The following is a 13,525-nucleotide window of genomic DNA, read 5'->3' as shown; positions in this document are numbered from 1 at the left end:
GCCATTCATCTTCATTGATCTAAGTTTTATATGTTGCATATTGCGCTTTACCAGCCTGAGATTCCTCCCAATACCGGCAATATTATTCGTTTGTGCGCCAATACCGGTGCGCAATTGCATCTGATTCATCCTCTTGGTTTTGAAATGGATGACAAGCGCATGCGGCGAGCGGGTCTGGATTACCATGAATGGGCCAATGTCATTCACTATGAGAATGAAACGGCATTTGTTAATCAAAATAGCAGTCGGCGTATTTTTGCCTGCTCCACCAAAGGCAGTGTACCCTATAACCAAATTACCTATCGGGATGACGATCTATTACTATTCGGACCGGAGACTCGTGGTTTGCCCGCTGAATTAAGAGAGCGCTACAGTGCCATTCGCATTCCGATGAAGGAAAACAGCCGCAGCTTAAATCTTTCTAACTCGGTCGCTATTATTCTTTATGAAGCCTGGCGGCAATTAAACTTTGTTTGAATTTTATACCACCGGTAAGCATAGTCTTCGAGAGGAAGCTTCGACTCGAAGACTAATGAACCTCATTTTTCAGATATCATTCAGGGCCTGCTTGGAATCACTGACCCGCAACTCCAGCCACATCGCGTTTAATACTGCAAAAGTGCAGGCCAGACCTGTACCTAAAATCCAGGAAAAATACCACATAATGCCTCCTAATAGCCCATTGCGGAATTATTGTTAACGGTTTCTGTGGTCACCTTACCCCTAAGGACGCGATAAACCCAGGCCGTATATAAAAGAACCAGCGGCAATAAAATCAGAGTCGCAAACAGCATAATTGTTAAAGTCAAAGCACTCGAAGAGCTATCCCATACCGTTAAACTTTGTGAGGGATTGCTGACAGAAGGCAGAATGAAAGGAAACATGCTGACTCCCACTGTAGCAATAATGCATGCAACAGTCAGTGCGCTGAATAAAAAAGCTATTTTCTGTTTTTTAGAACATAAGATAGCCAGTAAAGCCGATAGCAGCCCGGCAGCAGGAACAAGCAAGGTCCAGGGTTTCTGATAATAGTTAAAAAACCAGGCGCCCGGCAGCCTGACTACCGTTTTATAAAGAGGGTTAGAGGGCCCATCCTGTGGAATCGGATGCGCCAACGCATAGCCGTCAATTCCCAGGTAAATCCAGACGCCGGCCGCTGCAAATAAAAGAATTACCAGCATAGCACTGGCTCGCGCAGCCACTGTTGCACGGTTTTGCACAGGCCCCGCTGTTTTGACTGTCAGGAAAAACGCTCCATGCATAGCCAGCATGGCGACCGACAATACCCCACATAACAAAGCAAAGGGATTTAATAACTCCAGGAAAGTGCCTGTGTAGAAAGGACGCAGGCTCGTATCAAAATAAAAAGGAACCCCCTGCAATACATTTCCCATTGCCACACCGAAGATTAGCGCTGGCACTACTCCGCCGATAAAAAGCGCCTTGTCCCAATTATTTCGCCATCGTATTGATGGCAGCTTGGAACGGTATTTAAATCCGACTGGCCGCAAAATCAATGCGAGCAGCACCAGCAGCATCGCAAGGTAAAAGCCGGAAAACGATAGCGCATACAATGCGGGCCAGGCGGCAAAAATCGCCCCGCCCCCCAGAATGAACCACACCTGATTGCCTTCCCAGGTTGGAGCAATACTGTTGATCAGGATTCTCTTTTCAGTATCGTCTTTGGCGAGCCAGGGCAACCACATCACCACGCCCAAATCGAAGCCATCCATCACCGCAAACCCAATTAATAAAAGTCCTAAGAGAATCCACCATATTACTCGCAGCATTTCGTAATCGATAATCATCTTACTCTCCATGTATCAGGCTGTCAGGACCAAGGCGTATGGCCTTAACCATTAAATAAACCTCAATAATCGCCAGTATCGTGTAAAAAATGATAAAACCGGCCAGAGAGGTCGCTACTTGAGAAAAGCTGACTGACGAGGTGGCAATGTAGGTGGGTAAAATTCCCTGTACAACCCAGGGTTGCCGCCCATATTCAGCAACTATCCAGCCCAGTTCAGCGGCAATCCAGGGCAAAGGAAGCGACCAGAAAGCCACATGGAGATACCAGCGAGTGGTGTGCAGCCTGCGTTTTATAGACAAATAAAATCCCATTGCAAACAGTAAAATAAAGAAAAAGCCGCAGGCAACCATGATGCGAAATGAGAAAAACAGAGGCATCACTTTCGGCTTGAGATCATTTGCCGCCGAGTTGATCTGCTCTTCCGTGGCATCGCTTACATTTTCCGTATATTTTTTCAATAAAAGCCCGTAGCCTAAAGCATGACGATGTGCTTCAAACTCAGCTTTTGCCTGGCTATCCTGCGGGTTTTGCTGAAGCACCGCCAGGGCTTTATAGGCAAGCATTCCCTCACGAATATTCTGTTTTCCTTCATCAATTAACTCTGAGATACCCTGCAAAGGCTCACTAATAGAGCGTGTGGCGATTAATCCAAGCATATAGGGCACTTCAAAGCCATAGTCGGTGGTCTGTGTTTTTTCATTTGGAATACCGAAAACCGTCAGACCCGCCGGCGCTTTTTCGGTGTGCCACATCGCTTCAATTGCAGCGAGCTTCATTTTCTGATTGCTGTTGGCGACGTACCCACTCTCGTCTCCGAGAACTACCACCGACAAAGCCGATGCCAGGCCAAAAGAAACCGCGACTGTCATCGAACGTTTGGCCATATCAATATGGCGCCCGCGCAGTATAAAATAAGCGCTGATAGCTAAAACAAAAATGGCGCCGGTTACATAACCCGCACTGATTGTATGAACAAATTTAGCCTGGGCAACCGGATTAAACATGACTTCGGCAAAATCACTCACTTCCATACGCATCGTCTGGTAGTCAAATGTGGCGCCAACCGGATTTTGCATCCAGCCATTCGCAATCAGGATCCATAACGCCGATAAGTTGGTTCCTAAAGCCAAAAGCCAGGTACAGCACATATGCTGAAATTTCGATAATTTATCCCAACCGAAAAAAAACAGGCCAACAAAGGTAGCTTCCAGAAAAAAGGCCATTAGCCCTTCCAGCGCTAAAGGAGCGCCAAACACATCGCCCACATAGTGAGAGTAATACGCCCAGTTGGTACCGAACTGAAATTCCATCGTCAATCCTGTGGCCACTCCCAACACAAAATTGATACCGAATAACAGCCCCCAATATTTAACCATTTGACGCCAGATATCACGCCCTGTCATTACATAGACAGTTTCCATAATGGCCAAAAGCAAAGACAATCCGAGAGTTAAAGGAACGAAAAGAAAATGGTAAAGCGCGGTTAATGCAAATTGTAAGCGGGATAAATCGACAACTTCACTGGCAGGAATCATAGCTCACCTTAGTAACTGAAGTTAAAAAAACAAAGCCCTTGTTCGATCAAAGAATTAATGTTCTGCGATAGCCTCCATAGTCACCGGTGAACCAAATAGATATTGCTTGAACGATTGGGGCTTTTCGATGTGATGAAAGCAAAAGAACCACAAAGCAGTCAGAAGGACAATTTTTACCGCAAACGTAATCAGAATTTCACGGGAAAAGGAACGCATATCAGGCTCAGCAATTTGAAGACAAATAGTTTAACTGAAACAAAGACTCAGCACCAGTTGAAGCCTGATTATTCCTTTCATTCATTCTCAAAGCTGTGTCAGCATAGAAACCGGTTTGCTCAGCTTTCAATCTAAGATTAGCACCAGATTATGGTGCTAATTTTTTCTCCAGACAGCGCATATACTCTCCTGCGATATCCAGACCAGATACCTGCATTATTTCTCTGATGCAAGTGGGGCTGGTTACATTAATTTCAGTCAGATAATCGCCAATCACGTCAATACCTACGAAAAACAGGCCTTTTTCACGCAGAGTCGGCGCAATCTGCTCGCAAATCCAGCGATCTCTGTCGTTTATCTCGACTACTTCACCTCTGGCCCCTGCAGCCAGATTGCCGCGAATATCCCCCTTTGCAGGAATTCTGGCCAAAGCATAGGGAACAGGAGAACCATCAATTAACAAAATGCGTTTATCACCAAGGGTTTTGATTTCCGGAATGTAACGCTGTGCCATAATGGTTACTGTTTCATCTCGGGTCAACACCTCAAGGATAACCGATAAATTACTGGCTTTTTCATCGACATGGAAAATGGCATTTCCCCCCATGCCTTCAAGAGGCTTATATACCACCTGCTGATGCTGCTCCCAGAACTGGTACAAGCGGTCAATATTTTTGGTCACCAGAGTTAAGGGACAGCATTGTGGAAACTGGAGGGTAAAAAATTTCTCATTGGCATCGCGTAAACTTTGCGGCTTATTGGCCACCAGCACCCCGGCCTTTTCTGCAAGCTCCAAAGCATAAGTCGCATAAATATATTCCATATCGAAAGGAGGATCCTTTCGCATCAGAATAATATTGAACTCATTGAGCGAGCGCTCGGCTCTTTCACTCACCTCCGCCCAGTTGCCAGAGTGCTCATCCCCTACCCTGATTGAGGCGACCTGTGCGAAAGCCTGACCCTGTTTGCAGGAAATATCGGCAGGGGTAAAATAATAACACTCCCATCCCAGTTGCTGAGCGCTTTGCAGCATGGCGACAGTAGAATCTTTATACGCCTTTATTGAATCCAGAGGATCCATCAAAACAGCCAGCTTCATTATTCGCCTCCAATTGCAGCGATTTCCCTTGCTGCCGCAAGCGCCGCTAACCGTGCGATGACGCCATAGGCGTAAAAACGGTTGGGGTACTCAACAGGTGGTAAATCACCTCTTGGCATGTTGCAGGGTTGCGAAAAAGCCAAAGGCTCAAAATGCATGCCCGGCGCATTCAGATTTTCATCACTGCCACGCCCCTGATGCACGCGGTAAAAACCACCGACTACAAATTGACCCATCATATAAACTACTGGTTCGGCAACGGCTCCATCGGGCATGGTTTCAAAGGAAAAGACACCTTCCTGCAAAATGACACGCTCAACTTTCTGGCTTCCTTTACTAGCCGCCATACGGGTACGCTGCTTACGATTCAGCTGACGCAGTTCATTCGCATCATGCACCATCATAACGCTCATGCCATAGGTACCATTATCCGCTTTAACAGCCAGAAATGGCTTTTCGGCAATACCATAAGTTCGGTATTTGTCCTCAATTTGTTTTAAAAGCATATCGGCTGCTGCAGCCAGATTTTCCAGGCCTTCCTGAGCCATAAAATCAATCCCATCCACCGCGGTGAAATACGGGTTAATCAGCCAGGGATCCAGATTGATTAATTCACAGAAATCGCGCGAAACCTCATTAAAAAAACCGAAATGGCTGGATTTTAAACGCGAAAACCAACCGAGTTTGGCCGTGGGACGTATACGCTGCTTAATGCCATCGAGGATGGGAGGAACGCCAGTGGACAGATCATTGTTTAATACAATGAAGCAGGGATCAAAATCATGCAGGCCGACCCGATCCTCGTGTCGTATCAGGGGTTCAATCACTAAACTGTTATTCCCTTCCAGTTCAATTTCAACAGGACCGGATAAATCAGGATCCAGACTGCCAATTCGGACATTAAATCCTGCCTGCATCAAAATATCTCTCAAAACAGCCAGGCTTTGCATGTAAAAGCGATTACGCGTATGGCTCTCAGGCAGAATCAGTATACGCCTGCAGGTCGGCAGATAATCAATTAATACCGCCTGAGCCGCCTGCACGCAAAGCGGTAAGAAATCAGGATTTAGATTATTGAATCCAGCAGGAAATAAATTGGTATCCACTGGAGCAATCTTGAAACCGGCATGTCTGAGATCAACAGATGAGGTCAGAGGGGGCGGAGTCATTCGCCATTGTTGTCTGAACCAGTCTTCAATATCAGCGATCCGGCTCAGTATCACTTCTTCCACATGGTACAGTGGGCCGCAATGAGCCGTAAATAAACTGGGTACCGGTACATCGTAGTGATGCATGAGAATACTCCTCAGCGATTAAACTCAAGCCTAATGAGACAGCCAGGTTTTTCTAATTATTATTATTTAAAATAAGAAGCAGATTGTTTGCATAGACTCGATAAGCGTAGCGCATCCAGGTTTTTAGACGCAAGACATTAATCATTTATTTGCATAGAGGGTCAATGAATTGCCTTACCCCTGAGAAAGACAGCGATACTGCATTTCTGTTATGATTACTCATCCGAATAGACGCAATACAATTATGCTTAATCAATTAATAGAACAATATGCAGTACAAATCGACACTTTTCAATACTTACTCGTTTTAATTAATGCCCTGCTGCATCTGTTATTTGCCGGCGCGGTAGCCCGTGATGCCGGCAGCCTCTATCAGTTGGGCCAGCGGCCTGCTCTGGTTTCTGCAGCATCCTGGGCTTTTGCGACGCTGCTTGGCGGCGTGATCACTGCCGCAATTTACTGGTTTATTCACCACTCCACACTAACACGACCTACTTTGAGAGAGAAAAGCCATGAACGAACATAATATTGCCACAATCGATGTCCACGAATTAAAACAACGGATGGAAAAAAACAGCAAGCTTTGCCTGATTGATGTTCGTGAAGACTATGAGTGGCAGAACTATCGCATTCGAGAAGCCCTTCACATTCCCAAAGGGGAATTGGCCGCACGCATTACTGACGAAGTAGCCGACAGGGCTGAACCCATTTATCTGCACTGTCAGGGTGGAGTCCGGTCGCTGGCTGCAGCTGATACGCTGATGCAAATGGGCTATCAGGAAGTATATTCAGTCAATGGTGGAATTGCCGGCTGGAGTATGGCGGGTTATCCGATAGAGAAATAAGGATGTGCTGGGCTTGGAAGCCCAGCTTATACCTCATTGCCATTAGGTAAAGGAATTATTGTAGGTTGGGCCCTTGGCCCAACAAAAGGGTTGAGCCACGACAGAACTCAATGTTGGGCCAAGGGCCCAACCTACATGTAATAGTAAAATATCCGTAACTTAATAGCAGTGAGCCTATACCTGTGGGGGTATATCAGGAAGGACCGCTTTCAGGAACGAACTCTTCCTCAGCTACCGCGCTCTTTGACGAAGAGGCTGACGCTTTTCCACCACCAAACAACATATGTGATACGCCACCTGTGATACTGGATAAAAAGCCTGAGTTGCCGCCTTTTGCTTTCAGCGCTTCTTCTCTGGCTCTTCTTTCTTCTTCTTTCTTTGCCTTTTCCGCAGCTTCATGTGCCTTTTTAATTGAATCATTTTGGTAGGCATCGTTCTTTATCTTGGCATCGCTCTGCAAGAGGATTAGAGTGCTACAAAATTGGATATGATCAAAAATTACTGCTGGTTTTCCTTCCTTGTCTTCCTTTTTCCCTTCTCTGTCATCTCTGATAACAAACTTGTGCTCAGGTTTTTTACCCTGAAGTTCAAGAGGCTTTTCATACACTTCATTGGCAAATGATTCCAGAGCAATGTCATAGACTCTGAAGGATGTCTGTATATCAATTGGATTAGCAGGATCTTCTGGCTTTAAAATGGCGTCAAGAGCACGAAACACGGAACTGCCTTTGTTTAGAAGTCCGCCTTTTGGATTCAGATGATGATATTCTTGCCCAATGACGTGTCGTACGGTTAACATAACCCCTGCCAGGATATCAGCTTTTTGATTATCCTCATAATTCACACTTATACTATTCAAATGCTCGATATAGGTATCGATGAATTTGACATAACCATAGCGTTCCAAGCTTTGAATGTCATTTACAGTTTTATCGGTCTTAATCTGATAACGTTGTTCGTTCCAAGCCTCTAAAAGTTTAGTCCAACTTGGGATTGTATAAGCCATAATTTTCTCCTTAAACTCCATATTCCAAAAGTGAGGGCTTTCCTCACGATACCCAGTGTAAACTAATTATTTCCGTTCGTCATGACTTTTCTTTAAACGACTTAACTAAATTACAACCTCTTGTTTTTACATCAGGTTTAGGAAAAACTCTGATGAAAAATCTTTATTTCTCTTCGCCTCTGCTTTAGGATGACGCTTTGCTTCAACAGAAAGGAAATCAAATGAAGAAATACCTTAGTGTACCCCTGATGCTGCTCACCAGTATCGCCTGGGCAGAAACCAAACCACCTGCGCTGGTTGTTCAGATTGTGGTGGATCAGCTTCGAGGGGACCTGCTGGAACGCTATAAAAGCAAATTTGGCACGGAGGGTTTTAACTACCTGCTGAGTCATGGCATCAATTACCAGAATGCCCATCACCCCCATGCGCATACCGTAACCTGTGTTGGTCACGCGACTATTGCGACTGGCAGCTTCCCGGCTCTTCACGGTGTTGTGGCCAATGACTGGATCGATCGTCAGACAGGTCAGTCTGTTTATTGCATGGAAGATTTAAACAGCAAAATTATTCCAACCTCTCACACAAAAAAAGAATTGCCAGGACGTTCCCCGCGCCAATTGCTGGCCTCCACTCTCAGTGATGAATTAGTGCTCGCTCAAAAAGGCCAGGCATTCGCCGTTTCCTTAAAGGATCGCGCGGCAATCACTCTTGCTGGCCATGCGGGTCAGGCCTATTGGTTTGATCGAAGCAATGGCGGTTTTGTCAGCAGCAGTTATTATTTGACCCAATACCCGCAGTGGGTCATCAATTGGAATGCTGATTATCAGGATCAGAATGAAACCTGGTCGTTAAGTAGACCAGTCAATCAATATACTTTCGCCAAATCGGCAGGCTTCCCTAACCGCTCCTCCAAGGACTTCGGCAAAGGATTCCCGCACCATACTGGCGAACCGGGTAATGAGGAATATTACGAATTTTTATCGATGACTCCCAAAGCGGATGAATTAACCGCTGATTTTGCCATTCACCTGCTTAAAGAAGAAAAATTAGGTATAACGGCCAATACAGTCGATTATTTAGGCATTAGTTTCTCTGCTGTCGACGCAGTGGGTCATGAGTTTGGGCCAAACAGTCTGGAGTCAGAAGATAATTTGCTACGCCTTGACCAGACGATGGCCAAATTACTCAAAGCGATTGATGCTCAGGTGGGACTTGCCAATACTCTAATCGTACTCTCGGCAGATCATGGAGTTAGTGACTCGCCAAGCTATCTTTCTGAACACCATATGCCACAGGCCAATGCTTTAAATGAGGGTGAACTACGTCAAAAAATAGAGCAAACTTTACTTAAGCGGTTCCAGCTGCCTGCTAACTCGCTGCAAGCGATTATGCCTCCCTATGTGTATCTCAATCATGAAGTCATCCGCTCTCATAGTATGGATATTGATCAGGTAAACGCGACCCTGGTTGAAACACTGGGCAATTTCCCCGGTGTCTTTCAGGCTTATGCGCTGTCCTTAGCCAATACTCAACACGACTGGCTTAGCGATAAGGTGATTCGTATGGCTAATTTAAGCCGCGCAGGCGATCTTTATCTGGTGCCGCCTCCTTATCAATTGAGTGAAGATCAGGAAGGCCAGAAAGTCGATCATGGAACGCCCTGGCAATACGACAGTTATGTGCCGCTTCTTTTTGTGAATGCTCAATTTGAGGCGCAAACGATTACTCGTCCTGTTTATACAACAGACATTGCCACTACTCTGGCAGCGGTGCTGGCCATCAAATCGCCTTCTGCCGCCGTAGGACAGCCTTTAGCGGAGGTAACGCGTTTTTATGACAATAAAGCTTGAAAAGCGATAATTTATGGCTAATTAATAAATAAGAAGCTCAATTCATCGCTTATCGCTTCACTGCGAGCCTGACGATAAAGATTCAAATCGCCAGGCTCGCAAAAAGATCGGTTCAATACCAAGGAATGGTGGTTAAAATGAATAATTTGAAAACTTTAATTCTTCTGGCTGCATTAACAGCCCTTCTCATGGTAATTGGCCGTTTATTAGGCGGCTATGGCGGCATGATGATTGCCTTGATTTTTGCGGTCGTTATGAATTTTGGCGCCTACTGGTTTTCAGATCAGATTGTATTGCGAATGTATAAAGCACAACCACTGGATGAAAGCCATCCGGTTTACTCTATTGTCTCCCAACTTGCCAATCGAGCACAAATTCCTGTACCCAAAGTTTATATAGTTGATACCCCCGTACCCAATGCCTTTGCTACAGGACGAAGTCCGGAACATGCCAGCGTTGCCGTAACGACTGGAATATTATCGAGACTTAGTCAGGAAGAACTGACAGGGGTGCTCGCTCATGAAATTTCTCACGTGACTCATCGGGATACACTAATCAGCGTCATTGCCGCTACCCTGGCAGGTGCGATTAGCGGTATCGCTAATATGTTCATGTTTTTACCAATGGGCCATGACTCTGATGGAGAGCGAAGTAATCCAATCGGCGCGATATTAATGCTGATTTTAGCGCCGATGGCAGCAGGCCTGATTCAAATGGCGGTTTCTCGCTCAAGAGAGTACGAGGCCGATATAGGCGGAGCTAAACTATCCGGTCACCCTTTATGGCTGGCCAGCGCATTGGGTAAATTGGAAATGGCCAATCAGCAGGGTCAATTTCCTGCGGCAGAAAGACATCCAACCACCGCCAATTTATTTATTGTCAATCCATTAACCAGCCAACGTCTGACCGCCCTCTTTTCAACTCACCCGCCTACTGCTGACCGGATTGCAAGATTACAGGAAATGGCGCGCGGCGGCTTTTAATCACTTGCGTTAGCAGGATATTCTAAGGATAATTCAGTCCTAGTATTTTAATTATCATGAGTATTGTATGGGACAACTTGGGCAATTTATTGTTAATCACTGGGCTTTATGGTTAGGCTTAATTCTCATTTTACTGCTCATTTTAATTAATGAAATTCAATCGCAGAAAAAACGTGCCAAGGAAGTGTCGCCGCAACAGGCTGTTCACTTTATTAACCGAGACGATGCGGTAGTAATTGATCTGCGTGATCTTGAAACTTATCGAAAGGGCCATATTATTAATTCAGTACGTGCCAGTGTAGAGGACTTTGAACAGCAATCACTGGATAAATATAAAGACAAACCTATTATCCTGGTTTGTGCTAAAGGTTTACAATCTACGGCATTGGCTGCTAAATTGCGTGCACAGGGATTCACCGCGCCGATGATTCTGGCAGGCGGAATAAGTGCATGGCAAAACGCAGACTTACCTCTGGTAAAAGGAAAATAAACTATGGCAAGCATAATTATGTATAGCACCAGTTACTGCCCTTATTGTCTAAGAGCCAAGCAATTGCTTGATAGCAAAAAGGTCAGTTATCAGGAGATCCGCGTTGATGAAGAACCGGGAAAACGCGATGAAATGATTGCCCGCAGTGGACGCAGAACGGTGCCCCAGATTTTTATTGATGGACAGCATATCGGCGGCTGTGATGATTTATATGCACTCGAAGATGCGGGTAAGCTAAATGAACTTTTACAATAACTAGGAAAAATAATGAACGAAGCCACTACAAATCCAGCGAACGAAGCTCAATTTATGATTCAAAGGGTGTACATGAAAGACAGTTCTTTTGAAACGCCTAATACTCCTGCTGTTTTCCAGCAACAATGGGAACCTGAGTTAACGCTGGATCTGAATACAGAAAATACTGAATTAGAAAAAAACGTGTATGAAGTCGTTCTTACCGTGACTGCTACTGTCAAAAATAAAAACACTACGGCGTTTCTGGCTGAAGTTAAGCAAGCAGGTATTTTTACTATCCAGGGAGCTCCTAAAGAACAATTAGGTCATTTACTCGGAAGTTTCTGCCCAAGTATTCTTTTCCCATATGCCCGCGAAGCAATTACTTCACAAGTTATCCGCGGCAGCTTCCCTCAGCTGGTACTGGCACCCATTAATTTTGATGCCCTGTATATGCAGCAACTGGAAGAGCAAAGCAAATCCAAAGCAGACGAAACAGAAACTACTCATTAATAATGAATGTTCAAAAAACAATTGCTATATTGGGAGCCGGTTCCTGGGGAACCGCAATCGCTATCCATATAGCGAATACAGGCAGAAACGTCATGCTGTGGGCGCGTAACCCGCAGCATGTTGCTTCCATGCAGACCACTCGCTGCAATCAACGTTATTTGCCCAGCATCAAATTACCTGACAGCTTGCAAGTCACTGATAATCTTCATGAATGTTCTGCATCGGCTGATGAAGTTATTATCGCCGTTCCCTCTCATTCTTTTTCTGAATTGATTCAGCTTATTGACAAACCCGCAAGAGGCATCGCCTGGTTGACCAAGGGGCTTGATCCATCCAGTAATCAATTTCTAAGCCAGATTGTCGCCAATCATTGGGGCGAGGAATTTTCAGTTGCGGCAATTTCAGGTCCTTCCTTTGCAAAAGAAGTCGCTCAGAGCCTGCCGACTGCCCTGACACTGGCGGGTAATAATATTGCCTACCAGGAATCCACTCGAAACCTTCTGCATCATCAGAATCTGCGCGTCTATCTCAGCAATGATTTAATTGGTGTTCAGTTGTGTGGTGCGGTTAAAAATGTTCTTGCTATTGCCTGCGGAATCAGCGATGGACTGCATTTTGGCGCCAATGCCAAAGCAGCGTTAATCACTCGAGGTCTAACGGAAATGCGCCGTCTTGGCAAGGTATTGGGCGCACGTGATGAAAGCTTTATGGGCTTGGCTGGTGTAGGCGATTTAGTATTAACCTGTACGGATGACCAGTCTCGAAACCGCCGTTTTGGACTGCATCTGGGGCATGGTATTTCCTCACAAGAAGCGGAAAAACTTATTGGACAGGTCGTGGAAGGCAAGCATAATGCCGCACAAATTTGCCTTTTAGCAGATCGCCATCAGGTAGAAATGCCCATCTGTACTGTAGTAAACAGTCTCTTGAAGGGGGAACTCAATCCTCAGCAAGCTGTTCTTCAATTAATGAGCCGCTCCGCTCGAGATGAAGATTGAATCTTTAGTTTTAAAACAATCTATACTTATCCCATTCGTCCTTGCTGCATCGATTACCATTCACTAATAAGGAGATTAAAAATGGACAAGCCACAAGTTGGAAATTTCTGCTGGAATGAGCTGGCCACGCCTGATGTATCCGCTGCTAAAGAATTCTATGGAAAATTATTAGGATGGCAGTTTACTGAACAAGTAACCGGCGATATGGTTTATAACTTTATTAAAATCCCGGGAAGCGACGATCTGGGTGGAATATGGGGAATCCCTAAAGACAGACAAAACGAAATTCCACCTCACTGGATGGGATATATCCTGGTTGAAGATCTTGAAGATAAACTGGAAAAAGCCACTGAATTAGGAGCCACTGTAAAAATGCCGGTTACGCCAGTGGGTGAAATCGGTTACTTCGCGATCCTCGTGGATCCCACTGGCGCTCATATCGCACTATGGCAAAATAAATAGGTTCTGCCCGAAAATGGGAGATACTCTATCCGATTTTACCTACGTAGGTCGGGCGCTTCGCCCATAGCCGTCAGGCTAAGGAAAATATTTTTGTTTAACAGATTGAATAAATTGAAAAAAGAGCTAGAGTACCCTTTAAATTTTTTCCGGGCAGGAATAAACAAAGGGACTCTATGCTGTTGGATACCA

The 13,525-nt window shown here is 45.3% G+C and carries 17 protein-coding genes; 10 read left to right on the top strand and 7 right to left on the bottom strand.

Going from position 1 to position 13,525, the window contains the following annotated elements; translation table 11 throughout:
- The first annotated feature begins 30 nt into the window (after positions 1-30).
- Positions 31-477, top strand: coding sequence for a tRNA (uridine(34)/cytosine(34)/5-carboxymethylaminomethyluridine(34)-2'-O)-methyltransferase TrmL (gene trmL, locus B1207_RS12005; RefSeq protein WP_112220208.1), 447 nt, complete (start codon positions 31-33; stop codon positions 475-477).
- 69 nt (positions 478-546) lie between these two features.
- Here trmL and cydX read toward each other — a convergent pair whose 3' ends face one another.
- The 6 genes from cydX to gshA all read right to left on the bottom strand — a co-directional run bounded on the left by cydX (position 547) and on the right by gshA (position 5,955).
- Entirely contained in the window at positions 547-666 is a 120-nt protein-coding gene (gene cydX / locus B1207_RS12000; protein WP_216362467.1) for a cytochrome bd-I oxidase subunit CydX, read from the bottom strand.
- Positions 667-671: 5 nt separating this feature from the next.
- A complete protein-coding gene (gene cydB, locus B1207_RS11995) occupies positions 672-1,808 on the bottom strand; it encodes a cytochrome d ubiquinol oxidase subunit II (RefSeq protein ID WP_112220206.1) in 1,137 nt (378 codons plus the stop codon).
- A gap of 1 nt (position 1,809) precedes the next feature.
- Entirely contained in the window at positions 1,810-3,345 is a 1,536-nt protein-coding gene (locus B1207_RS11990; protein WP_112220205.1) for a cytochrome ubiquinol oxidase subunit I, read from the bottom strand.
- A 54-nt stretch (positions 3,346-3,399) separates the two neighbouring features.
- A complete protein-coding gene (cydP, locus tag B1207_RS15990) occupies positions 3,400-3,561 on the bottom strand; it encodes a cytochrome oxidase putative small subunit CydP (RefSeq protein ID WP_172458296.1) in 162 nt (53 codons plus the stop codon).
- A 148-nt stretch (positions 3,562-3,709) separates the two neighbouring features.
- Positions 3,710-4,660: a glutathione synthase gene (gene gshB / locus B1207_RS11985; protein WP_112220204.1), complete on the bottom strand. Its 951-nt coding sequence runs from the start codon at positions 4,658-4,660 to the stop codon at positions 3,710-3,712.
- The gene (gene gshA / locus B1207_RS11980; protein ID WP_112220203.1) at positions 4,660-5,955 is read right to left on the bottom strand and encodes a glutamate--cysteine ligase; all 1,296 of its coding nucleotides are present in this window, start codon (positions 5,953-5,955) and stop codon (positions 4,660-4,662) included. The genes gshB and gshA overlap by 1 nt, the downstream gene beginning before the upstream one ends.
- A gap of 244 nt (positions 5,956-6,199) precedes the next feature.
- On the opposite strand from gshA, the gene B1207_RS11975 reads away from it, so the two are divergent.
- Together B1207_RS11975 and B1207_RS11970 are read left to right on the top strand one after the other, a co-directional pair.
- Entirely contained in the window at positions 6,200-6,481 is a 282-nt protein-coding gene (locus B1207_RS11975; protein ID WP_112220321.1) for a hypothetical protein, read from the top strand.
- Complete coding sequence (locus B1207_RS11970) at positions 6,468-6,800, top strand: rhodanese-like domain-containing protein (RefSeq protein ID WP_112220202.1); 333 nt, start codon at positions 6,468-6,470, stop codon at positions 6,798-6,800. The genes B1207_RS11975 and B1207_RS11970 overlap by 14 nt, the downstream gene beginning before the upstream one ends.
- Before the next feature lie 193 nt (positions 6,801-6,993).
- Here the strand turns inward: B1207_RS11970 and B1207_RS11965 are convergent, their stop codons facing one another.
- Positions 6,994-7,806 carry a hypothetical protein gene (locus B1207_RS11965; RefSeq protein ID WP_172458295.1) on the bottom strand — a complete coding sequence of 271 codons (813 nt, stop codon included), beginning with the start codon at positions 7,804-7,806 and terminating at the stop codon, positions 6,994-6,996.
- 221 nt (positions 7,807-8,027) lie between these two features.
- On the opposite strand from B1207_RS11965, the gene B1207_RS11960 reads away from it, so the two are divergent.
- From B1207_RS11960 to B1207_RS11930, 7 genes are all read left to right on the top strand, one after another.
- A complete protein-coding gene (locus B1207_RS11960) occupies positions 8,028-9,656 on the top strand; it encodes an alkaline phosphatase family protein (RefSeq protein WP_112220200.1) in 1,629 nt (542 codons plus the stop codon).
- A gap of 137 nt (positions 9,657-9,793) precedes the next feature.
- Positions 9,794-10,639, top strand: a complete 846-nt coding sequence (gene htpX, locus B1207_RS11955; RefSeq protein WP_112220199.1) for a zinc metalloprotease HtpX — start codon at positions 9,794-9,796, stop codon at positions 10,637-10,639.
- Between the two features lie 67 nt (positions 10,640-10,706).
- The gene (locus tag B1207_RS11950) at positions 10,707-11,129 is read left to right on the top strand and encodes a rhodanese-like domain-containing protein (RefSeq protein ID WP_112220198.1); all 423 of its coding nucleotides are present in this window, start codon (positions 10,707-10,709) and stop codon (positions 11,127-11,129) included.
- Positions 11,130-11,132: 3 nt separating this feature from the next.
- A complete protein-coding gene (gene grxC, locus B1207_RS11945) occupies positions 11,133-11,384 on the top strand; it encodes a glutaredoxin 3 (protein WP_112220197.1) in 252 nt (83 codons plus the stop codon).
- A 12-nt stretch (positions 11,385-11,396) separates the two neighbouring features.
- Complete coding sequence (secB, locus tag B1207_RS11940) at positions 11,397-11,876, top strand: protein-export chaperone SecB (RefSeq protein WP_058507721.1); 480 nt, start codon at positions 11,397-11,399, stop codon at positions 11,874-11,876.
- Positions 11,877-11,878: 2 nt separating this feature from the next.
- A complete protein-coding gene (locus B1207_RS11935; RefSeq protein WP_112220196.1) occupies positions 11,879-12,874 on the top strand; it encodes an NAD(P)H-dependent glycerol-3-phosphate dehydrogenase in 996 nt (331 codons plus the stop codon).
- Between the two features lie 81 nt (positions 12,875-12,955).
- Positions 12,956-13,336: a VOC family protein gene (locus B1207_RS11930; RefSeq protein WP_112220195.1), complete on the top strand. Its 381-nt coding sequence runs from the start codon at positions 12,956-12,958 to the stop codon at positions 13,334-13,336.
- Positions 13,337-13,525: the final 189 nt, after the last annotated feature.

Origin of the sequence: Legionella quinlivanii, from assembly GCF_003265995.1 — a bacterium.
GTDB lineage: Bacteria > Pseudomonadota > Gammaproteobacteria > Legionellales > Legionellaceae > Legionella_C > Legionella_C quinlivanii_A.
This window is presented reverse-complemented; position numbering and strand designations above follow the sequence as displayed.